The organism is Streptomyces sp. NPDC055400 (assembly GCF_053644375.1).
In genome coordinates this window covers 142,334-164,757 of sequence record NZ_JBSHLM010000015.1, presented here as the reverse complement: position 1 = coordinate 164,757, position 22,424 = coordinate 142,334, and the positions used below count along the sequence as shown (strand labels likewise).

The window sequence follows — 22,424 nt, the reverse complement described above, 5'->3', positions numbered from 1 at the left end:
CAACGTAAGAAAGCAAGGGACACGGCGAACGGCCGGACAACAGCCCACCAGTCTACGTGGGTGTGGTCCGGCCGCTCGCCACACGACAGCCGAGGGGGGTCAGCCCTTGTTCGAGGGCTCCTTCGGGCGCTTCTCGACGGGGCCGCGGCGCACGGCGCCCGGCGCGTTCCAGTCCTGGCGCCTGCGAGCCCGCTTCTTGGCGGCCTCGGAGGACTCGAGCTGGTAGGGCACCGAGGTGACCATGATGCCGGGGGTGAACAGGAGTCGGCCCTTGAGGCGCAGGGCGGACTGGTTGTGGAGCAGGTGCTCGTACCAGTGGCCGACCACGTACTCGGGGATGATCACGCTGACCGCGTCGCGGGGCGATTCGCGGCGCAGGCCCTTGACGTACTCGATGATCGGCCGGGTGATCTCGCGGTAGGGGGAGTCGAGGACCTTGAGCGGTACGTCGATGCCGCGCCGCTCCCACTCCTCGCGCAGGGCCTTCGTCTCGGCCGGGTCGACGTTCACGCTGAGCGCCTCGAGCGTGTCGCTGCGCATGAGCTTGGCGTAGGCCAGGGCGCGCAGCGTCGGCCGGTGGATCTTGGAGACGAGGACGATCGAGTGCACGCGGGACGGCCGGACGCTGTCGTCGGTCGGCGTCTCGGGGGCCTGGATCTCCTCGGACACGCGGTCGTAGTGCTTACGGATCGCGGTCATCGTCGCGTAGAAGATGCACATGCCGAGGAGGGCGACCCAGGCGCCGTGCGTGAACTTCGTGACGAGGACCACGACGAGCACGAGGCCGGTGAAGAACGCGCCGAAGGTGTTGATGGCGCGCGAGCGGACCATGTGGCGGCGCTTGGCCGGGTCCTTCTCGGTGCGCAGGTGGCGGTTCCAGTGCCGGACCATGCCGGTCTGGCTCAGCGTGAACGAGACGAACACGCCGACGATGTACAGCTGGATGAGGCGCGTCGAGTCGGCGCCGTAGATCACGACGAGGAGCGCCGCCGCGCCCGCGAGGAGCACGATGCCGTTCGAGAACGCGAGGCGGTCGCCGCGGGTGTGCAGCTGGCGCGGCAGGTAGCGGTCCTGGGCGAGGATCGAGCCGAGGAGCGGGAACCCGTTGTACGCGGTGTTGGCCGCGAGGAAGAGGACCAGGGCGGTGGCCGCGGCGAGGATGACGAAGAGGAAGCTGCCCTTGCCGAAGACGGCCTCGGCGACCTGGGAGATCACCGGGTTCTGGACGTAGCTCCCGCCGACCGCGACGCCGTTGTGGATCAGGTCGGTCGCCGGGTTCTCGGCCATGCGGACCTTGGTCGTCATGGCCAGGGCGATGATGCCGCAGAACATGGTGACGGCCAGCAGGCCCATCGCCGCGAGCGTGGTCGCCGCGTTCTTCGACTTCGGCTTGCGGAACGCCGGTACGCCGTTGCTGATCGCCTCGACGCCGGTGAGCGCGGCACAGCCGGAGGAGAACGCGCGCAGCAGCAGGAAGACGAGGGCGAAGCCCGCGAGGCCCTGGTGCTCGGCCTTGATGTGGAAGTCGGCGGTGGGCGCCTTCATCGTGTCGTCGAGGACGAGTCCGCGGAACGCGCCCCACGCGATCATGATGAAGACGCCGGCCACGAAGACGTAGGTCGGGATGGCGAAGAGCTTCCCGGACTCCTTCACGCCGCGCAGGTTCATCAGTGTGAGCAGCACGATGACGAGGACCGCGCACAGCACCTTGTGCTCGACGACGAACGGGATCGCCGAGCCGAGGTTCTCGATGCCTGAGGCGATCGACACGGCGACGGTGAGGACGTAGTCGACGAGGAGGGCGCTCGCGACGGTGAGGCCGGCCTTGGGGCCGAGGTTCGTGGTCGCGACCTCGTAGTCGCCGCCGCCGCTCGGGTACGCGTGGACGTTCTGGCGGTAGGAGGCGACCACGGTGAACATCAGCACCACGACCGCGACGGCGATCCAGGGGCTGAAGTGATATGCCGACACGCCCGCGATGGACAGGACCAGCAACACCTCGCCCGGCGCGTAGGCCACGGAGGACAGCGGGTCGGAGGCGAAAACGGGGAGGGCGATGCGCTTCGGCAGGAGCGTTTCTCCGAGCCGGTCGCTGCGCAGAGCGCGCCCGATCAAGATCCGTTTGGGCACGTCGGTCAGTTTGGACACGCAGAGGATCGTAAGCGTTCGAACGGGGAGCCGCCCACCCACCACCCCCCAAGTGCACCGGAACCTCACACCGGGCGCCTGACAGACCAGTCCTGGCGAGGGCTTACGGCCTCAGTCGCCACCGGCGCGGGAGACGGATCGCCCCGCCTTGTCCCAGTTCGAACGCAGCCGGGCCAGATAGTCCGCGGCCTGGCTCCCGGGCTTCACACCGCGCGCGAAGGCCTGCATGTTGCCCGCGCCCGTGTTGTAGCCGAGGGCGAGCAGCTCCTGCCTGTCGTACGGGCCCGAGGGGTGCGCGGGCAGGTGCCGCGCCAAGTCGTGGAGATACCAGGCAGCCGCGCGCACGGCGAGGTCCCGGTCGTCGGGCAGCTCCTCCCACCGGCGCCCCGCGAAGGCCCGGCCCCGCTTGGTCTCGTCGAACGCGGCGCGGTGCATATTGGCGATCCCGAAGGCGGCGCCCGGCTTGTAGCGCTGCCAGGCGCGCTCCAGGGCCGGGTCGTGCGGCTTGTACGACTCGTTGTAGAGGATCGCCATGAGGAGCTGCGGACTCACCCCGGCCTCGGCCGCGCGGGAGCGGACCTGCGGGGCGTATGCCGCCGGGTCGTACGTACCTGACGAGACTGAGGGGGCGGTGGGGCTGCTGAGGCGGGGCTTCGGGGCGTGGCTCGGAGAGGGCGTTCGCGAGGGGTGGGCGGACGCATCCGGCTTCCCAGTGGTTCCCGCGGTCCCCCTGGTCCCACCGGTCCCGGCAGCCCCCGTATCCCCCGACCGCCCGCACGCCCAGGCCATCACCAGAACGAGCACCACCGCACCCCAGAGCCAGGGCCTGCGCCGGGCCTGCCCGCCCCGCTCCCCCATCGCCCGGCCTCTCTAGGCCCCGGCCCCGCGGAGCCGGCGGGCCGGGGGCCGTTCGGCTCGTTCGGCGAGGCGGCCGATCAGCAGCCGCACCACGGCGACGATGTCCGGGTCGTCCACGAAGTAGACCTGGCGGCGCCCCTCGCGCCGGGACCGGACGAGCCCGGCGAGCTTCAGTTTGGTGAGGTGCTGGCTCACTGCCGGCAGCGCGCCGCCGACGCGTTCGGCGAGGCCTGTGACATCGCTCTCACCCTGCGCGAGGGCCCACACGATGTGCAGCCGGGCCGAGGACGCGAGCAGCCCGAACGCGCCGGCCGCCTCCGCGATGACCTCGGCGGGCGGGTCGTCGAAGGCGGGCCGGTCATCGAAGTCGCGTACGCGCGTCACCACCGTCGTCGTCCTCTTCCACATCCGCTTCGGCTCACCGGGCCGAGGAGGACCCCAGTCTAGGTGGGCACTGTGACGCCCGTAACGCGGCTGTGGCCCGGGTTTACGCGCGAGATAAGGGGTGGATACGGTGCGGGAGATGTCCCGCAACCACCTCCCCGCGCAACGGCCGGTCACATCTCAGGGTGACCACACCGCGCCGTTGCCGGAACCCGCGTCCGTACCCGCCGCGCTCCCGCTGGAGAAGCCGCCCACGACGCACGGGCGGGCCGCGGAGAGACGGAGCGAGCAGCAGACGGTCGCGGAGAGAGGCGACAGCCAGGCCGCCAAGCCGCGCGACGCGTTCTTCGACAACGCGAAGTACCTCGCGATCGTCCTCGTCGCGATGGGGCACGCCTGGGAGCCCCTGCGCGGCGACAGCCGGGCGGCGGCCGCCCTCTACATCACCGTCTACACCTTCCACATGCCGGCGTTCATCGTCATCTCCGGCTACTTCTCGCGCAGCTTCGACGCGAGCCCGGGCCGCCTCAAGCGTCTGGTGACCGGGGTGGCGGTCCCATACGTGATCTTCGAGGTCGCGTACACCTTCTTCAAGCGGTGGGCGAACGACGACCCGACGTACCCGATCAGCCTGCTTGATCCCTGGTACCTCACCTGGTTCCTGATCGCGCTGTTCATCTGGCGGCTCACCACCCCGCTGTGGAAGACCGTCCGCTGGCCCGTGCCGCTCGCGCTGGCCATCGCGGTGCTCGCCTCCGTCTCCCCCGACATCGGCGACGACCTCGACCTCCAGCGCGTCCTGCAGTTCCTCCCCTTCTTCGTGCTCGGCCTCGTCCTCAAGCCGGAGCACTTCCAGCTCGTACGGCGTCGCGAGGCGCGGATCCTGGCCGTCCCCGTCTTCGCGGGCGCGCTGCTGTTCGCGTACTGGGCGGCTCCGCGCATGAACGCCGCCTGGTTCTACCGGCGCGACAGCGCGCAGGAACTCGGCGCCCCCGGCTGGTCGGGCACCGTCATGACGCTCGCGATGTTCGGCTGCTCCGTCGTGCTCGTCGCGTGCTTCTTCGCCTGGGTCCCGCGCCGCAAGACGTGGTTCACCGCACTCGGCGCAGGCACCCTGTACGGCTATCTGCTGCACGGCTTCGTCGCCAAGGGCTCCCGCTTCTGGGACTGGTACGACCTTCGGTGGCTGCACACCCCGCTCGGCGAGATCACCGTGACGCTGGCGGCAGCCGCCCTCATCACCAGCCTGTGCACCCCGCCCGTGCAGCGCCTGTTCCGCTTCGCGATGGAGCCGGAGATGAAGTGGGCGTTCAGGCGGGACGCGGCCCGGATCGCGGGCAGGGGCGGCGCGCGGCGAAGCTGATCAGGCTTCCGGCTACGCGGATGCTGGCAACTCAGGCCATGCGGCTTAAGCTCATCTCCGGGCAACGCGGCACGCGATTGCCTCTAGTTGCCCGGCAGACTGAGAGAGAAGAGTGAGCGAGATGTTTTCGCAGGTCATCGGGGCGACCAGGAGTGCGGGGTAGCGGCCGGTGCACATCGTCATCATGGGGTGCGGCCGGGTGGGTTCCGCCCTGGCCCAGACCCTTGAGCAACAGGGGCACACGGTCGCGGTCATCGACCAGGACCCCACGGCCTTCCGCCGCCTGGGTTCCGGCTTCGGCGGCCGCCGCGTCACCGGGGTCGGCTTCGACCAGGACACCCTGCGCGAGGCGGGGATCGAGGAGGCCGGCGCGTTCGCCGCGGTCTCCAGCGGTGACAACTCGAACATCATCGCCGCCCGCGTGGCCCGCGAGATGTTCGGCATCGAGAACGTCGCGGCCCGTATCTACGACCCGCGTCGCGCCGAGGTCTACCAGCGCCTGGGCATCCCGACCGTCGCGACCGTGCGGTGGACCGCGGACCAGATGCTGCGCAGGCTCCTGCCGTCGGGCGCCGAGCCGCTGTGGCGCGACCCCACCGGGGGCGTCCAGCTCGCCGAGGTGCACGCCTCGGTGGCATGGGTGGGACACAAGATCAGCCGGCTCCAGGAGGAGACCGGCGTCCGGGTCGCGTTCGTCACCCGGCTCGGCGAGGCGATGCTGCCCACGTCGCAGACGGTGCTGCAGGAGGGCGACCTGGTGCACGTGATGATGCGCACCGACGACGTCGAGAAGGTCGAAGCGGCGTTCGCCGAGGGTCCTGAAGAGGAGGGCGGTCACTGATGAGGGTCGCCATTGCCGGAGCGGGCGCGGTGGGCCGTTCCATCGCCGGTGAGCTCCTGGAGAACGGGCACGAGGTCCTTCTCATCGACAAGGCGCCGACGGCCATCTCGGTCGAGCGCGTCCCGCAGGCGGAGTGGCTGCTCGCCGACGCCTGTGAGATCACGTCCCTGGACGAGGCGGCGCTCCAGCGCTGCAATGTGGTCATCGCGGCCACCGGCGACGACAAGGTCAACCTCGTCGTCTCGCTGCTCGCGAAGACCGAGTACGGGGTCCCGCGGGTCGTCGCCCGTGTGAACAACCCGAAGAACGAGTGGCTCTTCAACGAGTCGTGGGGCGTCGATGTCGCGGTCTCCACGCCGCGCCTGATGTCCGCGCTCGTCGAGGAGGCGGTGAGCGTGGGCGATCTGGTCCGCCTGCTGCGCTTCAGCCACGGCGACGCGAACCTGGTGGAGCTGACGCTGCCGCCCGAGTCGGCCCTCGCCGGCACGCGCGTGGGCGACGTCCAGTGGCCCGAGGACACGTCCCTGGTGACGATCATCCGCGGGACCCGCGTCCTGGCCCCGTCGCAGGACGACTCCCTGGAGGCGGGCGACGAGCTGCTGTTCGTGGCGGCCCAGGCCCGCGAGGAACAGCTCGAGGACCTGCTGTCGGTCCGCCGCGAGGACGTCGCGGGCTGACGGTTCTTCCGTGGGTACGAAGAGGGGGCCCCGGAGTGCGAACTCCGGGGCCCCCTCTTGCTTCTAGGGGCGCAGGGAACTGCGCGACAAGCCCCCACTCACCGCAGCCGCCGACGCCGCTCAGACCTCACGGCGATGACGCGCAGCCCCCGACTGCTTGCGGGCAGCCTCCGCTTCCTTCTCGGCCTTCTCCTGCGCCTCCATCTCCGCGAACACGTCGATGGGCGCGGGCGCCTTCGCCAGGAAGACCCAGGTCAGCCAGACGGCGAGCAGGAACGGGGGGATCTTCAGGGCGATCAGGATCCAGCCGAACTTCGTGGTGTCGGCCCACCAGTACATCGGGAAGAGGATCGCGCACTTGGCGAGCAGGATCAGGCCCCAGGCCCAACTGGCCTTCGCGTAGGCCTTCTTGCGGCCCGGGTTGCGCGTGCGCCAGGAGAGGTTCTCCTTGAAGACCGGCCCGAGGATCAGGCCGATCAGCGGCACCCCGCACAGCGTGGTCACGATGTAGGCGACGGCCAGGCCCAGCGTGTAGAGCATGCCGGGCAGGTAGAAGTCCTTGGCGTTGCCCGTCATCATCGCGAAGACGACGCCGAAGGCCACGCCGAAGACGCCGCTGAAGGCGTGCTTGACGGTGTCCTTCATGACCAGGCGGACCACGACCAGGACCAGGGACACCGCGAGGGCCGCGATGGCCGACATGTGCAGGTCCTTGTTGATCGTGAAGATGGTCACGAAGAGGAGGCCGGGAACGACCGTCTCCACCATGCCCCGCACGCCGCCGAAGGCCTCGAAGAGGGCGGCCTCGGTCACCGCCTTCGAGTCGGCGTCCTGATCCGCGGTCGGCTTGTCGAGGGACGTCACCGGCTACTCCCGTCCGAGCGGTCTGAGTTCGTACTTCGGGTTGAAGAGCACCCTACGGCCCCGGCTCATCGAGACCCGTCCGGAAGCGATCAGCTTGCGGCCCGGCTCGATGCCGACGATGGACCGGCGGCCGAGCCATACGACGTCCAGAGCCGCGGAGCCGTCGAACAGCTCCGCCTCCAGGGCCGGGACTCCGGCGCGTGGTCGGAGGGTGACCGTGCGCAAGGTACCAGTAACGGTGACTATCTGCCGGTCCTGGCAGTCCCCGATGCGGGTACAGCCCGTGGTCTGCGAGTCCTCACGCAGCTCCTCCGACTCCAGGTCCTCCTGGGAGGAGGACAGCCGGTCGAGCATGCGCCGGAAGCGGCCTGCCGGCTTCTCGGACGGCGTATCGGAACGAGGGACAGCACTCATGAATCAAGCGTACCGGGGGCCGGGGGCAACGGATGAGCGGGTCAGCGCTCGAAGCGATACCCCATGCCGGGCTCGGTGATGAAGTGCCGCGGATGGGCGGGGTCGGACTCCAGTTTGCGGCGGAGCTGGGCCATGTAGACGCGCAGATAGTTCGTCTCGGTGCCGTAGGAGGGGCCCCAGACCTCCTGGAGGAGCTGCTTCTGGCTGACGAGGCGGCCCGTATTGCGGACCAGGACCTCCAGGAGGTGCCACTCCGTGGGGGTCAGGCGCACGTCGCGGCCGTCGCGGTTGACCTTCTTCGCGGCCAGGTCGACGGTGAAGTCCTCGGTCTCGACGATGCCCTCGTCCTCGCCGCCGCCGGTGGGCTCGGCCCGGCGGACCGCGGCGCGCAGCCGGGCCAGGAGCTCGTCCATGCCGAACGGCTTGGTGACGTAGTCGTCGGCGCCCGCGTCGAGCGCCTCGACCTTCTCGTCGGAGGAGTGCCGGGCGGACAGCACCAGGATCGGTACGCGGGTCCAGCCGCGCAGGCCCCTGATCACCTCGACGCCGTCCATGTCGGGCAGGCCCAGGTCGAGCACGACCACGTCGGGGTGGAACGCGGCGGCGAGCTGGAGCGCGCCCGCGCCGTCGGCCGCGGCCTCCACCTCGTACTTGCGCGCCTTCAGGTTGATGACGAGGGCGCGCACGATCTGCGGCTCGTCGTCGACCACGAGCACCCGGGTCATGCGTACCTGCCTCTCTGAGCAATGGCTGAGCTGGTGGGGGCGGCCGGCGGGTGGCCGGGCGCGGCGGTGAGCGTGAGGACCATGGTCAGGCCCCCGCCGGGGGTGTCCTCCGCGGTGAGCGTGCCGTTCATCGCCTCGACGAAGCCGCGCGCGACGGCGAGGCCGAGGCCCACTCCGGCGCCGCGCGGTGCGTCACCGTAGCGCTGGAACGGGGCGAAGATCCGGTCCTTCGCGGCGTCGGGGACACCGGGACCGCGGTCCACGACGCGCACCTCGACGCGGTCGCCGAGTGTGCTGGCCGCCACGAGGACCGTCTCGTCCTCGGGGCTGTACTTCACGGCGTTCTCGACGATATTGGCGACGGCGCGCTCCAGGAGTCCCTTGTCCACGGTGACCATGGGCAGGCTCTCCGGAATGTCGAGGTCGACGCTGCCGTCCGGGACACCCACCAGCGCCATCGGGACCACCTCATCGAGATCGATCTCGCGCATCAGCGGGGTGACGGTGCCGGTCTGGAGGCGGGACATGTCGAGGAGGTTGCCGACGAGGTGGTCGAGGCGGTCGGCGCCCTCCTCGATGCCGGCGAGGAGTTCCGCCTGGTCCTCCTCGGACCAGGCGACGTCGTCGGAGCGCAGTGAGGAGACGGAGGCCTTGATGCCGGCGAGCGGGGTCCGCAGGTCGTGGCTGACGGCGGCGAGCAGGGCGGTGCGGATGCGGTTGCCCTCGGCGAGGGTGCGGGCCTGGTCCGCCTCGGACTGGAGGCGCTGGCGGTCGAGGACGACGGCGGCCTGGGCCGCGAAGGCCGCGAGGACGCGGCGGTCCTCGGCGGGCAGCACGCGACCGGACAGGGCGAGCGCCATGTGGTCGCCGACCGGCATGTCGACGTCCGCGTCCTCGGGCCGTTCCTGAGGGTGCGGGCCGACGCTGGCGGCGCAGGTCCACGGCTCCACGTCGTTCGCGCGCTCGAGGAGGGCCACGGAGTCCATGGCGAAGGTCTCGCGAACCCGGTCGAGCAGCGCGTCGAGGCTGTTCTCACCGCGCAGGACGCTGCCGGCGAGGAAGGAGAGGATCTCGGACTCGGCTCGCAGCCTTGCGGCCTGATGGGTGCGCCTTGCCGCCAGGTCGACGACGGAGGCGACCGACACCGCGACCCCTACGAAGATCACGATGGCGACGATGTTCTTGGGGTCGGCGATGGTGAACAGGTGCAGGGGCGGTGTGAAGTAGTAGTTCAGGAGGAGCGAGCCGACGGCGGCCGAGGCCAGGGCCGGGAGGAGGCCGCCGACGAGGGCGGCGGCCACTGTCACGGACAGGAAGAGCAGCATGTCGTTCGCGAGGCCCGGATCGGACTCGACATGGGTGAGCGCGAGGGACAGCAGGGCGGGGCCGCCGACGCCGACGAGCCAGCCCCAGATGATCCGGGAGCGGCCGAGGCGGGCGCCGCGTGCGACGGGGAGGCCGCGGCCCTTGGCCACTTCCTCGTGGGTCACGATGTGCACGTCGAGGTCGGGGCCGGACTCGCGGGCGACGGTCATGCCGACGCCGGGCCCGAAGACGTACTGCCAGGTCCTGCGGCGCGAGGAGCCGAGCACGATCTGGGTCGCGTTGACACCGCGCGCGAACTCGAGGAGCGCGGCCGGTATGTCGTCCCCTATGACGTGGTGGAAGGTACCGCCCAGGTCCTCGACGAGGGTGCGCTGGAGCGCGAGTTCCTTGGGGGACGCGGCGGTGAGGCCGTCGCTGCGGGCGATGTAGACGGCGAGGATCTCGCTGCCCGAGCCCTTGGCGGCCATCCGCGCCGCGCGCCTGACCAGCGTACGGCCCTCGGGTCCGCCGGTCAGGCCGACGACGATGCGCTCGCGGGCCTGCCAGGTGGAGCGGATGTTGTGTTCGCCGCGGTACTGCTGGAGGTATTCGTCGACGCGGTCGGCCACCCACAGGAGGGCCAGTTCGCGCAGGGCGGTGAGGTTGCCGGGGCGGAAGTAGTTGGAGAGGGACGCGTCGATCCGGTCGGGCTTGTAGATGTTGCCGTGGGCCATGCGGCGCCGCAGCGCTTCCGGCGACATGTCGACCAGTTCGATCTGGTCGGCGCGGCGCACGACCTCGTCGGGGACGGTCTCGCGCTGGCGCACGCCGGTGATCGACTCGACGACGTCGCCGAGTGACTCCAGGTGCTGGATGTTGACGGTGGACACGACGTCGATGCCGGCCGCGAGGAGTTCCTCGACGTCCTGCCAGCGCTTGGCGTTGCGCGAACCGGGCACGTTCGTGTGGGCGAGTTCGTCCACCAGGGCGACATCGGGGCGGCGGGCCAGTACGGCGTCGACGTCCATCTCGGTGAAGACGACGCCGCGGTAGGTGAGCTCCTTGCGGGAGATCTGTTCGAGACCGTGGAGCATCACCTCCGTACGGGGCCTGCCGTGGTGCTCGACGAAGCCGACGGCGCAGTCCGTGCCCCGCTCGATACGGCGGTGGCCCTCGGAGAGCATCGCGTAGGTCTTGCCGACGCCCGGTGCCGCACCGAGGTAGATCCGAAGCTTGCCGCGTCCCATGGCCCCATTGTCTTCCCGCGTCACGTGTTGTACGCAGCGTCGACCCTACGGCCACCAATTGCGGCAAATGGGGCGCGGGAGTCGCGGACATGCGTCTTTGACGCAACTCTGATGCGGGCCTCGCCGCACCGGCGGCGTTCGGGTCAGCGCCCCTCCGCCGCCGTGACCTCCGTGATCTCGCCGTCGCGGAGTTCGAGCACCCGGTCGGCGAGGTCGAGCAGCGCCGCGTCGTGGGTGGCGACGAGAGCGGTGACGTGTTCGCTGCGCACGACGGCGCGCAGCAGCTCCATGACGGCGAGGCCGGTCTCGGCGTCGAGCTGGCCCGTGGGTTCGTCGGCGATGAGGAGGGCGGGCCGGTTGGCCAGCGCGCGGGCGATGGCGACGCGCTGCTGCTGGCCGCCGGACAGCTCGCCGGGGCGCTGCTTGGCGTGGTCGGCGAGGCCGACGAGGGCGAGGAGCAGCTCGACGCGCTCCTCGCGTTCGCGGGGGTCGGCCTTGCGCAGCCGCATCGGCACCCCGACGTTCTCGGCGGCGGACAGGATCGGGATCAGGCCGAAGGACTGGAATATGAAGCCGATGCGGTCCCTGCGCAGTTCCAGGAGCCCGTTCTCGCCGAGCCCCGAGAGGTCCCGGCCGTCGACGGTGATGCGGCCGGCGTCGGGTTCGTCGAGCCCTCCGACAAGGTTGAGGAGGGTCGTCTTGCCGGATCCCGAGCGGCCCTTGAGGGCGACGAGTTCACCGCGCGGCACCTCGAAGGACACGCCGCGCAGGGCGTGCACGGCCGCGGCCCCGGTGCCGTAGGAGCGGTGCAGGTCCTCGATGACGACCATGGGGCCGGCGCCGTCCTGGTCGAGGACGGCGGCCCCCGCTTGCGTGCTCTCGCTCATGTGCTCTCCCCCGCGCGTTCCCCGGCCGGGCGCCAGTATGGTCACGAGGCGCCCGGCCGGGCAATGGCCGGGATCAGCTGGGGTTCTCGGCGTGGGTCAGGGTCTCCCAGGCGACGAACAGGTTGTTGGAGCCCGCCGGGCGGTTCTGCTCGGTGAGCTTCTGGGTGTTCGTCATGGCGTTGCCGAGGCGGGTGTGCATCGCGTTGTAGCCGACCTCGGTGACGGGGCCGAGCCCGCGCGTGACGGACCCGCCGCACAGCCAGCTCGGCGGCGCCTCGCCCAGCTCGTACTTGGCCTGGAAGCCGAGGGCCTGCTGAAGGCGCTGCCCGACGTCGGTGCCGTACAGGTCCTGGCCCTGGATGCGGCTGGTCTCGGCGATGTGGGAGATGGCGGAGATGCCGTATCCGGTGTGCGTGAAGTCGCGGCAGGTCTCCTGGGTGAGGCCGGTGACGAAGGTGGACTGCCCCTGCCAGTAGCTGACGATCTTGGCCTTGGTGTCGAGGTTCTGGCTCGGCACGGTCTCCGGCAGGTCGCCGTCGGAGGCGAGGTAGACGTAGGCGGCCGTGCGCGTGCGGAACTTGGCCATGGCCTTGTCGTACGACGTCCTGTCCTCCAGGAAGACGGAGATGCCGACGGCGGCCTCCATCATCGACAGCTCCCAGTTGCCGTTGGAGTTCGAGCCGTTGATGACCTCGGGGAGGTAGACGTCGCGCAGCATCGTCCTGAAACGGCCCTCGTTCGCCCAGCCGCCGGTGTACGTGTACTTGATGATCTCGGCGGCCTTGGGCCAGGAGGAGCCGGCCCAGCCGGTCTGGAGGGGCGCGTTGCTGTTGGTGTGCTCCTTGATGGTGGCCGACCAGGCGTCCATCAGCTCGATGGCCTTCTTCGCGTAGCGGTCGTCGCGCGTGATGTACCAGGCCAGCGCATCGGTGTACGCGGCTATCGCGTCCTCGCGCTCGTCGGTACAGCCGTAGTTGGGGTTGGAGTACGAGCCGCACTCGACGGTGGCGCGGGGCTTGGCGGTGCGCGTGAGGGAGGCGTACTTGCTCGCCAGCATCTGGTCGTACGCGCCCTTCCAGGGCTGGGCGCCCGCGTTGACCTTGTCGCGGGTGAAGTCCAGCTGGCCCTTGGAGACGGTGACGCCGGGGTGGGCGAAGGTGGCGGGCGCGGCGTCGGCGCGGTCGGCGCCGGGCCAGGCGAGGAGGGTGGCGACGAGAGCGGTGGTGGTCGTCGCGAGGGTGGCGAGGAGGGCGGTGCGTCGTCTGCGCCGGTGACGGGCGGGGGCCGGTGTGTTCGGCATGTGGGGGGCCATCCGTTCTTCTATGTGAACGTGAAGTACCTTTATGAACACGGGTGTTGGCCGGAGACCCTAGGTACGGACCATCCTTCCGTCAAGAGGTGAAGAAAGAGCCGCAGTTCAGCTGTCGGTCCGGTCGTCACGATCCGGCCATACGCCCACGTGGCCCGCCTCACCCGTGAGCCGAACCCGACCGCGGAGCCCGTACCGCTCCACGCAGTCGCGCGGCAGCGGGAGCCGGCCCGCCCGGTCCAGAACAGTGAACTCCTCGCCCTCTCCCCCGCGTTCGCGCAGCCTCTCCGTCGAGATGCGGCCGTCGCGAATGCGGACCGTGCGACGCACCGGACACGAGTTCGGCGTGCTGTTCCGCCCCTTCGAGGGCGACGACGGCGACGGTCGCATCGGCGCGGGGGCGCGCTGCGGCCTCGACGACAGCGGCTGGATCGGTGGCCGGCCGGCGCTGCACCCCGCCCTCGGGGGCCTTCCCGGTGAGGGCGGCGAGCGCCCTGACCGCGAGCAGGACCGCGATCCCGGCGGCACACAGGACCAGCCGATGGTGCCCGCTCCCCCGTACCACGGCAGGCACCGCCGTACGTCCACGAACCGGTCTCCCCCGTACGCGCGGCACATCAGGGGGTTGCGCGAAGGCCTCGCAATGGTCTGGACAACCTTCTACCGCCCCGCCGCGCAACGCCGATGGGCCGCACACTCCCATGGAGTGCGCGGCCCATCGATGGCCGTACGGGTGCGGCTCAGCGCACCTCGGTGATCTCGGGGCCGCGCGCCAGCTGCCCCATGCCGCCCGCGAACCGGGAGCCTTCCTGCGGCTCCTGCTGCACGCCCTCGGCGACCATCTGCGCGTCGTCCGGCAGCTTCAGGACGATCGGGTCGCGCGGGGCCATCGGGCCCTCACCGCGGACCACGACGGTGTCCCGGAAGATCTGCTCGAGAAGCCCGGCGGCCTGCGGCTGCACCGCGCCCTGCCCGGAGATCACTCCGCGCAGGAACCAGCGGGGGCCGTCGACGCCGATGAACCGGACGACCTGGAAGCCGCCCGTGCCGTCCGGCAGCTGCACCGGCACCTGGGCCCGCAGCTCCCAGCCGAGCGGACCCTCGACCTCGTCGATCACGCCACCCTGCTGCGTGATGCCCGAGGCGATCTCCTCACGGACCTCGCCCCAGATGCCCTCCTTCTTGGGGGCGGCGAAGCCCTGGAGCTGCACGGCGCTGTCCTGGAGGACGACGGTGGCCGCGACGATCGCGTCGCCCGCGACCTCGACCCGCAGCTCCATGCCCTCGACTCCGGGGACGAAGAGTCCGCCCAGGTCCACGCGGCCCTCGCCGGGCTCGCGGACCTCGGAGACGTCCCAGGGGCCGTCGGGACGCGGCTCGGGCTCGAGCCGCACGCGCTGCGGCTCGCCCTCGTCCGCGTCGCTGTCGCCGGCTACGCCGTCGACGACCTGCTCGGCCTCGCCCGCCGCGTCATCGGCGGCGCCGTTCTTCTTGCGACGTCCGAACACGTCACTGTCCTTCCCGGTCGGATACGACCGATGCGTATCGATTCCCACCCTGATGCCCACCCGGGCCCGGCCCCACGGCGGCATGACCACCGGTGGACCCGAAGCCCCCCTCGGCCCGCGCCGAGTCGGGAAGCTCCGCCACCTCCTGGAAGCGCACCTTCTCGACCTGCTGGACGACCAGTTGGGCAATCCGGTCGAAGCGCTCGAACCGCACGCTGTCGCGCGGGTCGAGATTCACCACGATCACCTTGATCTCTCCACGGTACCCGGCATCCACCGTCCCTGGGGCATTCACCAGGGCGACACCGCAGCGGGCGGCGAGGCCGGATCTCGGGTGCACGAAGGCGGCGTACCCCTCGGGCAGCGCGATCGACACCCCCGCGGGAAGTACGGCCCGCTCGCCCGGCGCGAGCTCGCACGCCTCGGTGGTCCGCAGATCCGCGCCCGCGTCACCGGGGTGCTCGTACGACGGCAGCGGTACGTCGGGGTCGACGCGCCTGATCAGCACGTCGAGAGAGGCTCGGGTCACGGGTTCACCTCGAAGGCACGAGTGCGCCGGACCTGGTCCGGGTCGCTCATGGCCGCCTGGATCTCCTCCGGGCGGCCGTTGTCGATGAAGTGGTCGACCTTCACCTCGATGAAGAGGGCCTCGGCGCGGACCGCGACGGGCCCGTCGGGGCCGCCGATCCGGCCGGTGGCGGTCGAGTAGATCTTGCGGCCGGCGACGGCGGTGACCTCGGCGTCCAGGTACAGCACGGTGTCCACGGGCACGGGCCGCACGAAGTCCGTCTCGAGCCGGCCGGTCACCGCGATGACACGCAGCAGCCAGTTCAGCGAGCCGAGCGTCTCGTCGAGGGCGGTGGCCAGGATTCCGCCGTGCGCGAGGCCGGGCGCGCCCTGGTGCGCGGGGCGCACAGTGAACTCGGCGGTGACGCGGACGCCGTCCTGCGCGCGCGCCGCCAGGTGCAGCCCGTGCGGCTGTTCGTCGCCGCAGCCGAAACAGTGTCCGTAGTGCGCGCCGAGGAGCTCGCCGGGTGCGGGAGCATCGGGGTGCCGCACGGGCGCTATGGCGTCGGCGGGGGGCGTCAGAGCTGCAGAAGTACCACTCACAGGCGCAGACCTTACCCGCGCGTCCTGGGAGTAAGCGCACCGTGCCAAGCTTGGGTGCATGGAGCTCTCCACCGCACCGTTCGAAGAACGCCTCACCGCCCCCCGCTCGTGGTGGCTCGTCTCACTCCTGCTCGGCGTCGCCTGCGCCCTGGTCCTGCTGCCGTTCGGCACGCTGCCGCTGCTCGGAGGGCTCGTCGGCGGGACGGCCGCGGCGGCGGTGGTGACGAGTTCGTACGGCTCCGTGCGCATCCGTGTCGTGGCGGACTCGCTGGTCGCCGGGGACGCGAAGATCCCGCTGTCGGCGCTGGGTGACGCGGAGATCCTGGACGCCGAGGGGGCGCGCGCCTGGCGCACGCACAAGGCCGACCCGCGCGCCTTCATGCTGCTGCGCAGCTATGTGCCGACGGCGCTGCGCGTGGACGTCACCGACCCGCAGGACCCGACCCCGTACCTGTACCTGTCGACGCGGGACCCGAAGGGGCTGGCCAAGGCGCTCGGCAAGTAGCGCCGGTCAGCTTCCGAGCCCCTTGGGCTTGGACGCGTCACCCGGGATCAGCGGGTGCGGGTCGCTGGGGCGCTCCAGGGGCGGCAGCTCCGGCAGGGCGTCCCAGGGGACCTGGATCTTGCGCAGGTCCTTGCGGATCCGCTCCGCGAACTTCTTGGTGTCGCGGCGGTTCATGACCGCCCCGACCGCGGCGCCGACCATGAACGGCATCAGGTTCGGCAGGTTGCGCACCATGCGCTTCATGATCTGCTGGCGCAGCTCGCGCTTCATCTGACCGCCGAGCGCCGCGTTGATCGTCGAGGGCTTCGTCACCTCGATGCCGCGCTCCTCGGTCCACGAGGCGAGATAGGCGGCGCTGCGCTCCTTGAGGGCGCCGGGCGGGCGCACGCCGTAGACCTCGTGCAGCTCGGCGACGAGCTTCATCTCGATGGCGGCGACGCCGGTGATCTCGGCCGCAAGCTCCGCGGGCATCGCGGGCGGTACGGGCATCATCGCGGCGGCGCCGATCCCCGCACCCACGGTGGAGGTGGCGTTGGCCGCGCCCGCGACGAGTTTGTCCGCGAGCTGTTCGGCGCTCAGGCCGGGGAACTGTCTGCGCAGGGTCGCCAGATCGCGCACCGGCACACGCGGCGCGTTCTCGATGATCCGGTCGGCGAGGTAGCCGAGTCCTGCTTTGGCGGCGGTGCCGCTCTTGCGGACGCCGTCTCTGACGGCGGCCACACGGCGCCTGGCGACCTGTGCACGGCCGCCGATCGGCGCTTGGTCACCCGCGGTGGGCACGGCGGGCAGGTCGCTGAATCCCGCCGCCGCGAGGTCGCCCGTCACCTCTTGGTCGTCCGCGTCCTCGAGCGAGGCTGCTCCAGTGGGGGAAGAGCCTCGCTCGTCGTCACGCACGCCGTCGCCGGACGGGCCACCGTCCGCTTCCCGGTCCTTCCGGGAGCGGCGCTTCCAGGGCGGGGTCGAGCCAGTCACGGCCGACCCTGCCTCAGTCGCAGTCGCGGCAGATCGGCTGGCCGTTCTTCTCCCTGGCCAGCTGGCTCCTGTGGTGCACCAGGAAGCAGCTCATGCAGGTGAATTCGTCCTGCTGCTTGGGCAGGACCCGGACGGCCAGCTCCTCGTTCGAGAGGTCGGCGCCGGGGAGCTCCAGGCCTTCGGCGGCCTCGAACTCGTCGACGTCGACCGACGAGGTCGACTTGTCGTTCCGCCGAGCCTTGAGCTCCTCGATGCTGTCCTCGTTGACGTCATCGTCGGTCTTGCGTGGGGTGTCGTAATCCGTTGCCATGTGTCGCTCTCCCCCTCTGGGTGTATGCGGTGTCTCCAGCGCACAACGCGCGGGAGGCCGGACTTTGTGCCCGACCTGAGGCGGAGATTTTGCCTCACATCAAGGTCTGTTACTCAATCGACACCCAACCGGATCCCCTGTGAGTGATCGGGTTGGATGGCGATCGGGACCGTACACGGTCCGAAGGTGGCACCTCACGGGCGCCACCCCGTGTACTTCCCGTGATCCGGACCCCTGAAAACCCGGATTTTCCCGGCTTTCCGGGGGCTTTCGCGATCACGGAGAGTAGATGGCCGGAAATTCGCCCTTGTGATCGATCACACACGGTCTCCCCAGGATCAGGTCCCGAAAATTCCGCTAAAAGCGAACTCGCCCGGCACGTCGGCGGAAGCATCTCAGATCGGTCGCCGACCCGCATCTCGGAAGGCTCGAATCTGCGGGTGACACGCATCTCGGAGGCCTCAGATCGGCAGGGTGACCCGCATGACGAGCCCACCCCCTTCACGAGGCTCCGCGATGATACGGCCCCCATGAGCGCGCGCCACCGAGCGGGCGATCGACAGGCCGAGCCCCACTCCCTTGTCGCTCCCGGTGCGCTCGGTGCGCAGCCGCCGGAAAGGCTCGAAGAGGTTGTCGATCTCGTACGCGGGCACCACGGGCCCCGTGTTGGACACCACGAGGACCGCCTGGCCGTGCTGGGCCTCGGTGGTGACCTCGACCCAGCCGCCCTCCGGGACGTTGTACCGGACGGCGTTCTGGACGAGGTTCAGGGCGATGCGCTCGAGGAGCACGCCATTGCCCTGGACGACGGCTTCCTTGCGCTCGCCGCGGATCTCGACGCCCTTCGCGTCGGCCTCCGAGCGGGTCTGGTCGATGGCCTGCGAGGCGACCTCGGCCAGGTCGACCGGCTTGCGCTCCACGATCTGGTTGTCGCTGCGGGCGAGCAGGAGCAGGCCCTCGACGAGCTGCTCGCTGCGCTCGTTCGTCGCCAGGAGCGTCTTGCCGAGCTGCTGGAGCTCCACCGGCGCTCCGGGGTCGGAGAGGTGGACCTCGAGCAGTGTGCGGTTGATCGCGAGCGGCGTGCGCAGCTCGTGCGACGCGTTGCCGACGAACCGCTGCTGCGCGGTGAAGGCTCTCTCCAGGCGGTCGAGCATGTCGTCGAAGGTGTCGGACAGCTCTTTGAGCTCGTCGTCCGGGCCGTCCAGCTCGATGCGCCGCGACAGGTCCGTGCCGGCCACGCGGCGCGCGGTGCGCGTGATGCGGCCCAGCGGGGACAGGACGCGGCCCGCCATCGCGTACCCGAAGGCGAACGCGATCACGGCGAGGCCGAGCAGGGCGAGGAGCGAGCGACTGAGGAGATTGTCGAGTGCGTGCTGACGCATCTCGTTGACGCACTCGTTCAGCGCGGAGTTGAGCTGGCCCGTCGTGGGGTGGTCGGGCAGGCCCGAGAAGTTGCGGCAGGTCCCGCTGCTCACCGAGCCGTTCGTGACGGTGAACGGCAGGTCACTGCCGACGTTCAGGGCCTGCGCGGCGAGCAGATAGATGATCGACAGCAGCAGGATGCCGGCGATCAGGAACATGCCGCCGTACAGCAGGGTGAGGCGTATACGGATGGTGGGGCGCAGCCACGGGTAGGGCGGCTCGGCTTTTCTGGGGTCCCATGTGGGTTTCGGAGGCGCGGCCGGTGGCGCGGGTGACGAGGCCACAGGGGATCAGATCCGGTATCCGGAGCCGGGCACGGTCACGATGACGGCCGGCTCTCCGAGCTTGCGGCGCAGGGTCATGACGGTGACCCGTACGACGTTCGTGAAGGGGTCCGTGTTCTCGTCCCAGGCCTTCTCCAGGAGCTGCTCGGCCGAGACGACGGCGCCCTCGCTGCGCAGCAGCACCTCGAGGACGGCGAACTCCTTGGGCGCGAGCTGGATCTCCTTGCCGTCGCGCAAGACCTCGCGGCGGTTCGGGTCGAGCTTGATGCCCGCGCGCTCGAGGACGGGCGGCAGCGGCAGGCTCGTACGGCGTCCGAGCGCCCGCACACGGGCCGTCAGCTCGCTGAACGCGAACGGCTTGGGCAGGTAGTCGTCGGCACCGATCTCGAGGCCCTCGACGCGGTCGCTGACGTCGCCGGAGGCGGTCAGCATCAGGACGCGGGTCGGCATGCCGAGTTCGACGATCTTGCGGCAGACGTCGTCGCCGTGCACGAGCGGGAGGTCCCGGTCGAGGACGACCACGTCGTAGTCGTTCACGCCGATGCGCTCGAGGGCGGCCGCGCCGTCGTACACGACGTCGACGGCCATGGCCTCCCGGCGGAGTCCGGTGGCCACCGCATCGGCGAGCAGCTGCTCGTCCTCGACGACGAGTACGCGCACGTCGCTGTCCTTCCTGTGTGACCTGCGGGCAGGTTCTGAGCACCTGTGAGCAGGTCCGGGTCGTGGAGTGTGGCCTCCATCCTGCCCCTTTCGGCCATAAACCGGCTGTAAGGCGGTGGGGCGCCCCGGGAATGCGGATTTTCTCGCCGGTCGAGGTTTCTGCGGAAGTGAGCGCGGGGAGGACGGATTTACACCCGCGATCACGCTTTGTATGTGGCGTGCCACGACCCGCTTTCCGCAGGGCGGTGTGAGACGTGATCGCCCCTTCCGAGGGCACACCCCCGTGCCACCGACCCACGACCCAGGACGAGGGGGCGCAACCATGGACGCATTCACCGCAGGACTTCTGCAGCGCATCAAGGCGACCGAGTCCGATCTGAGCCGGGCTCGCGAGACGGGCGACGAATTCCTCGTCGAGATCGAGCAGGACGAGCTGGACGACCTGCATCGGCTCGCCGCCGAACACGGCGTGGAGCTCGGCGTCTCGCACGTCTGACGCAGCACGGAAGGGCCCCGGCGCCTGGTCGATCCAGGCAGGCGCCGGGGCCCTTCTCTGTGCTCAGCAGGCTGGGGACGCCCTTCAGTCGTGCCAGGCCCCGAGCTCCTCGAGGCGGTTCTGGAGCTGCTCGAAGAGTCCGGGCGGCGCCGCGATGGTGAGCTCGCCGGACGGCACGTCGCCGGGACGGCCACCGGTGAGCGCGCCCGCCTCCCGCGCGATGAGGTCGCCGGCCGCGAGGTCCCAGGGGTTCAAGCCGCGCTCGTAGTACGCGTCGAGGCGTCCGACGGCGACGTCGCAGAGGTCGATGGCGGCCGAACCGCCACGCCGGATGTCGCGCACATGCGGCACCAACTCCCGTACGACATCGGCCTGGTGGGCCCGGCGGGCGGCGAGGTAGCCGAATCCCGTGCCGACCAGCGCCTGCTCGAAGGGGGGCGCCACGCGCGCGTGTGCCGGGCGGTCGTTCACGAACGCGCCCTGGCCGAGGACCGCACGGTAGGTCTCTTTGCGCAGGGGCGCGGCGACGACCCCGACGAGGGTCTCGTCGCCCTGGCGCGCGGCGATGGAGACCGACCATTCGGGGCGCCCGTACAGGTAGTTGACCGTTCCGTCGATCGGGTCGATCACCCAGGTGATCCCGCTGCTGCCCTCGGTGCTCGCGCCCTCCTCGCCCAGGACGCCGTCGTCCGGCCGGCGCTCGGCGAGGAAGCCCGTGATCAGCTTCTCGGAGGCGATGTCCATCTCCGTGACGACGTCCACGGCGCTGGTCTTGGTGGCGGCGACGCCGAGGTCGGCGGGGCGTCCGTCGCGCAGGAAGGTCCCGGCGCGGGCGGCGGCCTCCAGGGCGACCTCGAGGAGTTCGGCCTTCAGGTCTGTCACGTCGGGATCCTTACGCGTACGGGCTGTCGGCGCCCGCGGCCGCGGGCTTGGGGGCACGGGAGGGGCAGCAGCCCACCGGGCAGAGGTTGTGGCTCGCGCCGAGCGCGCCCAGGGCGCAGGGCGTGACGGACCGGCCGCTCTCGGCGGCGGACCGCTCGAGGACGAGGTCGCGGACCGCGGCGGCGAAGCGGGGGTCCGCGCCGACCGTGGCGGAGCGGCGCACCGGGAGGCCCAGCTCGGCGGCCTTGGCCGTGGCCTCGGTGTCGAGGTCGTAGAGGACTTCCATGTGGTCGGAGACGAAGCCGATGGGCGCCATCACGACGGCCGGCACACCGGCGCCGTGCCGCTCCTCGAGGTGGTCGCAGATGTCGGGCTCCAGCCACGGGATGTGCGGGGCGCCGGAACGCGACTGGTAGACGAGCTGCCAGGGGTGCTCGATGCCGGTCTCCTCGCGGACCGCGTCGGCGATCACGCGCGCGACGTCCAGGTGCTCCTTCACATAGGCGCCGCCGTCGCCGTGGTCACCGACGGGCCCGGAGACGTCGGCTGCCGCGGTCGGGATGGAGTGCGTCGTGAACGCGATGTGAGCGCCGTCCCGTACGTCGTCGGGGAGGTCGGCGAGCGACTTCAGGACACCGTCGATCATGGGGCGCACGAAGCCGGGGTGGTTGAAGTAGTGCCGCAGCTTGTCGACGCGCGGCACCTCGAGCCCCTCCGCTTCGAGGGCGGCGAGCGAGTCCGCGAGGTTCTCGCGGTACTGACGGCAGCCCGAGTACGACGCGTACGCGCTGGTCGCGAGGACGAGGATGCGCTCGTGGCCGTCGGTGACCATCTCGCGGAGGGTGTCCGTCAGGTACGGCGCCCAGTTCCGGTTGCCCCAGTAGACGGGCAGGTCGAGGGCGTGGTCCGCGAAGTCCTTGCGCAGCGCGTCCAGCAGGGCGCGGTTCTGCTCGTTGATGGGGCTGACCCCGCCGAACAGGAAGTAGTGCTGCCCCACCTCCTTGAGCCGCTCCTTGGGGATGCCCCGGCCGCGCGTCACGTTCTCCAGGAACGGGACCACGTCGTCCGGGCCTTCGGGGCCTCCGAACGAGAGCAGCAGCAGGGCGTCGTAGCCGTCGAAGGGCGTGGGATCGAGCGCATCGGACATGCCTTTGATCCTGCCATCCGTCACTGACAGGCGGAAAACGGGCATGCCCGCAAGCCCCGGGACCCGTAAGCTGTCTTGGCCACCTACGCGCCTTACCGGAGTCGAC

At 70.6% G+C, this 22,424-nt stretch carries 24 protein-coding genes; 6 read left to right on the top strand and 18 right to left on the bottom strand.

Annotated features, from left to right (window positions below):
- Positions 1-99 precede the first annotated feature (99 nt).
- From ACWIGU_RS33660 to ACWIGU_RS33650, 3 genes are all read right to left on the bottom strand, one after another.
- A complete protein-coding gene (locus ACWIGU_RS33660; RefSeq protein WP_454405454.1) occupies positions 100-2,148 on the bottom strand; it encodes an APC family permease in 2,049 nt (682 codons plus the stop codon).
- Positions 2,149-2,259: 111 nt separating this feature from the next.
- Entirely contained in the window at positions 2,260-2,937 is a 678-nt protein-coding gene (locus ACWIGU_RS33655) for a transglycosylase SLT domain-containing protein (protein ID WP_454405542.1), read from the bottom strand.
- 81 nt (positions 2,938-3,018) lie between these two features.
- Positions 3,019-3,390, bottom strand: a complete 372-nt coding sequence (locus ACWIGU_RS33650) for an ArsR/SmtB family transcription factor (RefSeq protein WP_454405540.1) — start codon at positions 3,388-3,390, stop codon at positions 3,019-3,021.
- A 139-nt stretch (positions 3,391-3,529) separates the two neighbouring features.
- On the opposite strand from ACWIGU_RS33650, the gene ACWIGU_RS33645 reads away from it, so the two are divergent.
- The 3 genes from ACWIGU_RS33645 (at position 3,530) to ACWIGU_RS33635 (ending at position 6,271) form a co-directional block, all read left to right on the top strand.
- Complete coding sequence (locus tag ACWIGU_RS33645) at positions 3,530-4,753, top strand: acyltransferase family protein (protein ID WP_454405453.1); 1,224 nt, start codon at positions 3,530-3,532, stop codon at positions 4,751-4,753.
- Between the two features lie 169 nt (positions 4,754-4,922).
- Positions 4,923-5,594, top strand: coding sequence for a potassium channel family protein (locus ACWIGU_RS33640; protein WP_453777545.1), 672 nt, complete (start codon positions 4,923-4,925; stop codon positions 5,592-5,594).
- On the top strand, positions 5,594-6,271 hold the full coding sequence (locus ACWIGU_RS33635) for a potassium channel family protein (protein WP_100591176.1): 678 nt from the start codon (positions 5,594-5,596) through the stop codon (positions 6,269-6,271). The genes ACWIGU_RS33640 and ACWIGU_RS33635 overlap by 1 nt, the downstream gene beginning before the upstream one ends.
- A 120-nt stretch (positions 6,272-6,391) precedes the next feature.
- Here ACWIGU_RS33635 and ACWIGU_RS33630 read toward each other — a convergent pair whose 3' ends face one another.
- From ACWIGU_RS33630 to ACWIGU_RS33605, 6 genes are all read right to left on the bottom strand, one after another.
- On the bottom strand, positions 6,392-7,135 hold the full coding sequence (locus tag ACWIGU_RS33630) for a DUF3159 domain-containing protein (RefSeq protein ID WP_454405452.1): 744 nt from the start codon (positions 7,133-7,135) through the stop codon (positions 6,392-6,394).
- Positions 7,136-7,138: 3 nt separating this feature from the next.
- On the bottom strand, positions 7,139-7,549 hold the full coding sequence (locus ACWIGU_RS33625) for an OB-fold nucleic acid binding domain-containing protein (RefSeq protein ID WP_100591174.1): 411 nt from the start codon (positions 7,547-7,549) through the stop codon (positions 7,139-7,141).
- Between the two features lie 41 nt (positions 7,550-7,590).
- Entirely contained in the window at positions 7,591-8,274 is a 684-nt protein-coding gene (locus ACWIGU_RS33620; protein WP_454405451.1) for a response regulator, read from the bottom strand.
- A complete protein-coding gene (locus ACWIGU_RS33615) occupies positions 8,271-10,826 on the bottom strand; it encodes an ATP-binding protein (RefSeq protein WP_454405450.1) in 2,556 nt (851 codons plus the stop codon). The genes ACWIGU_RS33620 and ACWIGU_RS33615 overlap by 4 nt, the downstream gene beginning before the upstream one ends.
- A gap of 143 nt (positions 10,827-10,969) precedes the next feature.
- A complete protein-coding gene (locus ACWIGU_RS33610; protein WP_454405449.1) occupies positions 10,970-11,713 on the bottom strand; it encodes an ABC transporter ATP-binding protein in 744 nt (247 codons plus the stop codon).
- A gap of 73 nt (positions 11,714-11,786) precedes the next feature.
- Positions 11,787-13,013, bottom strand: coding sequence for an alginate lyase family protein (locus tag ACWIGU_RS33605; protein ID WP_454405448.1), 1,227 nt, complete (start codon positions 13,011-13,013; stop codon positions 11,787-11,789).
- 328 nt (positions 13,014-13,341) lie between these two features.
- Here ACWIGU_RS33605 and ACWIGU_RS33600 point away from each other — a divergent pair, with 328 nt between their 5' ends.
- Entirely contained in the window at positions 13,342-13,779 is a 438-nt protein-coding gene (locus ACWIGU_RS33600) for a hypothetical protein (protein WP_454405447.1), read from the top strand.
- Here the strand turns inward: ACWIGU_RS33600 and ACWIGU_RS33595 are convergent.
- Genes ACWIGU_RS33595 through ACWIGU_RS33585 form a run of 3 tightly spaced genes read right to left on the bottom strand, consistent with a single transcriptional unit; the run spans position 13,763 to position 15,640 of the window.
- On the bottom strand, positions 13,763-14,530 hold the full coding sequence (locus ACWIGU_RS33595; RefSeq protein WP_454405446.1) for a DUF3710 domain-containing protein: 768 nt from the start codon (positions 14,528-14,530) through the stop codon (positions 13,763-13,765). The genes ACWIGU_RS33600 and ACWIGU_RS33595 overlap by 17 nt on opposite strands.
- Position 14,531: 1 nt before the next feature.
- Positions 14,532-15,059 carry a dUTP diphosphatase gene (dut, locus tag ACWIGU_RS33590; RefSeq protein WP_454405445.1) on the bottom strand — a complete coding sequence of 176 codons (528 nt, stop codon included), beginning with the start codon at positions 15,057-15,059 and terminating at the stop codon, positions 14,532-14,534.
- Positions 15,056-15,640, bottom strand: coding sequence for a PaaI family thioesterase (locus ACWIGU_RS33585; RefSeq protein WP_356281596.1), 585 nt, complete (start codon positions 15,638-15,640; stop codon positions 15,056-15,058). Before ACWIGU_RS33585 ends, dut begins: the two co-directional genes overlap by 4 nt.
- A gap of 58 nt (positions 15,641-15,698) precedes the next feature.
- On the opposite strand from ACWIGU_RS33585, the gene ACWIGU_RS33580 reads away from it, so the two are divergent.
- Positions 15,699-16,145 carry a DUF3093 domain-containing protein gene (locus ACWIGU_RS33580; protein WP_356281593.1) on the top strand — a complete coding sequence of 149 codons (447 nt, stop codon included), beginning with the start codon at positions 15,699-15,701 and terminating at the stop codon, positions 16,143-16,145.
- Positions 16,146-16,151: 6 nt separating this feature from the next.
- Here the strand turns inward: ACWIGU_RS33580 and ACWIGU_RS33575 are convergent, their stop codons facing one another.
- The 4 genes from ACWIGU_RS33575 to ACWIGU_RS33560 form a co-directional block, all read right to left on the bottom strand.
- On the bottom strand, positions 16,152-17,117 hold the full coding sequence (locus ACWIGU_RS33575) for a hypothetical protein (protein WP_454405443.1): 966 nt from the start codon (positions 17,115-17,117) through the stop codon (positions 16,152-16,154).
- A 13-nt stretch (positions 17,118-17,130) separates the two neighbouring features.
- On the bottom strand, positions 17,131-17,427 hold the full coding sequence (locus ACWIGU_RS33570; RefSeq protein WP_030357326.1) for a DUF4193 domain-containing protein: 297 nt from the start codon (positions 17,425-17,427) through the stop codon (positions 17,131-17,133).
- Between the two features lie 461 nt (positions 17,428-17,888).
- Positions 17,889-19,133, bottom strand: coding sequence for a sensor histidine kinase (locus ACWIGU_RS33565; protein ID WP_453777536.1), 1,245 nt, complete (start codon positions 19,131-19,133; stop codon positions 17,889-17,891).
- A 6-nt stretch (positions 19,134-19,139) separates the two neighbouring features.
- Positions 19,140-19,793 (bottom strand): response regulator transcription factor, encoded by a 654-nt coding sequence (locus ACWIGU_RS33560; protein ID WP_356281584.1) that lies wholly within the window; start codon positions 19,791-19,793, stop codon positions 19,140-19,142.
- A gap of 322 nt (positions 19,794-20,115) precedes the next feature.
- On the opposite strand from ACWIGU_RS33560, the gene ACWIGU_RS33555 reads away from it, so the two are divergent.
- Entirely contained in the window at positions 20,116-20,289 is a 174-nt protein-coding gene (locus ACWIGU_RS33555; protein WP_329569519.1) for a hypothetical protein, read from the top strand.
- 84 nt (positions 20,290-20,373) lie between these two features.
- On the opposite strand, the gene ACWIGU_RS33550 is transcribed toward ACWIGU_RS33555, so the two are convergent.
- Together ACWIGU_RS33550 and ACWIGU_RS33545 are read right to left on the bottom strand one after the other, a co-directional pair.
- Positions 20,374-21,171 carry an inositol monophosphatase family protein gene (locus tag ACWIGU_RS33550; RefSeq protein ID WP_454405442.1) on the bottom strand — a complete coding sequence of 266 codons (798 nt, stop codon included), beginning with the start codon at positions 21,169-21,171 and terminating at the stop codon, positions 20,374-20,376.
- A gap of 10 nt (positions 21,172-21,181) precedes the next feature.
- A complete protein-coding gene (locus tag ACWIGU_RS33545; RefSeq protein ID WP_454405441.1) occupies positions 21,182-22,318 on the bottom strand; it encodes a ferrochelatase in 1,137 nt (378 codons plus the stop codon).
- Between the last annotated feature and the right edge of the window lie 106 nt (positions 22,319-22,424).

Coding starts and splice junctions, on each gene's coding strand:
- ACWIGU_RS33655 (WP_454405542.1), bottom strand. CDS start 2,937: ATGGCCTGGGCGTGCGGGCGGTCGGGGGATACGGGGGCTGCCGGGACC.
- ACWIGU_RS33645 (WP_454405453.1), top strand. CDS start 3,530: ATGTCCCGCAACCACCTCCCCGCGCAACGGCCGGTCACATCTCAGGGT.
- ACWIGU_RS33635 (WP_100591176.1), top strand. CDS start 5,594: ATGAGGGTCGCCATTGCCGGAGCGGGCGCGGTGGGCCGTTCCATCGCC.
- ACWIGU_RS33625 (WP_100591174.1), bottom strand. CDS start 7,549: ATGAGTGCTGTCCCTCGTTCCGATACGCCGTCCGAGAAGCCGGCAGGC.
- ACWIGU_RS33620 (WP_454405451.1), bottom strand. CDS start 8,274: ATGACCCGGGTGCTCGTGGTCGACGACGAGCCGCAGATCGTGCGCGCC.
- ACWIGU_RS33615 (WP_454405450.1), bottom strand. CDS start 10,826: ATGGGACGCGGCAAGCTTCGGATCTACCTCGGTGCGGCACCGGGCGTC.
- ACWIGU_RS33610 (WP_454405449.1), bottom strand. CDS start 11,713: ATGAGCGAGAGCACGCAAGCGGGGGCCGCCGTCCTCGACCAGGACGGC.
- ACWIGU_RS33605 (WP_454405448.1), bottom strand. CDS start 13,013: ATGCCGAACACACCGGCCCCCGCCCGTCACCGGCGCAGACGACGCACC.
- ACWIGU_RS33580 (WP_356281593.1), top strand. CDS start 15,699: ATGGAGCTCTCCACCGCACCGTTCGAAGAACGCCTCACCGCCCCCCGC.
- ACWIGU_RS33570 (WP_030357326.1), bottom strand. CDS start 17,427: ATGGCAACGGATTACGACACCCCACGCAAGACCGACGATGACGTCAAC.
- ACWIGU_RS33555 (WP_329569519.1), top strand. CDS start 20,116: ATGGACGCATTCACCGCAGGACTTCTGCAGCGCATCAAGGCGACCGAG.
- ACWIGU_RS33545 (WP_454405441.1), bottom strand. CDS start 22,318: ATGTCCGATGCGCTCGATCCCACGCCCTTCGACGGCTACGACGCCCTG.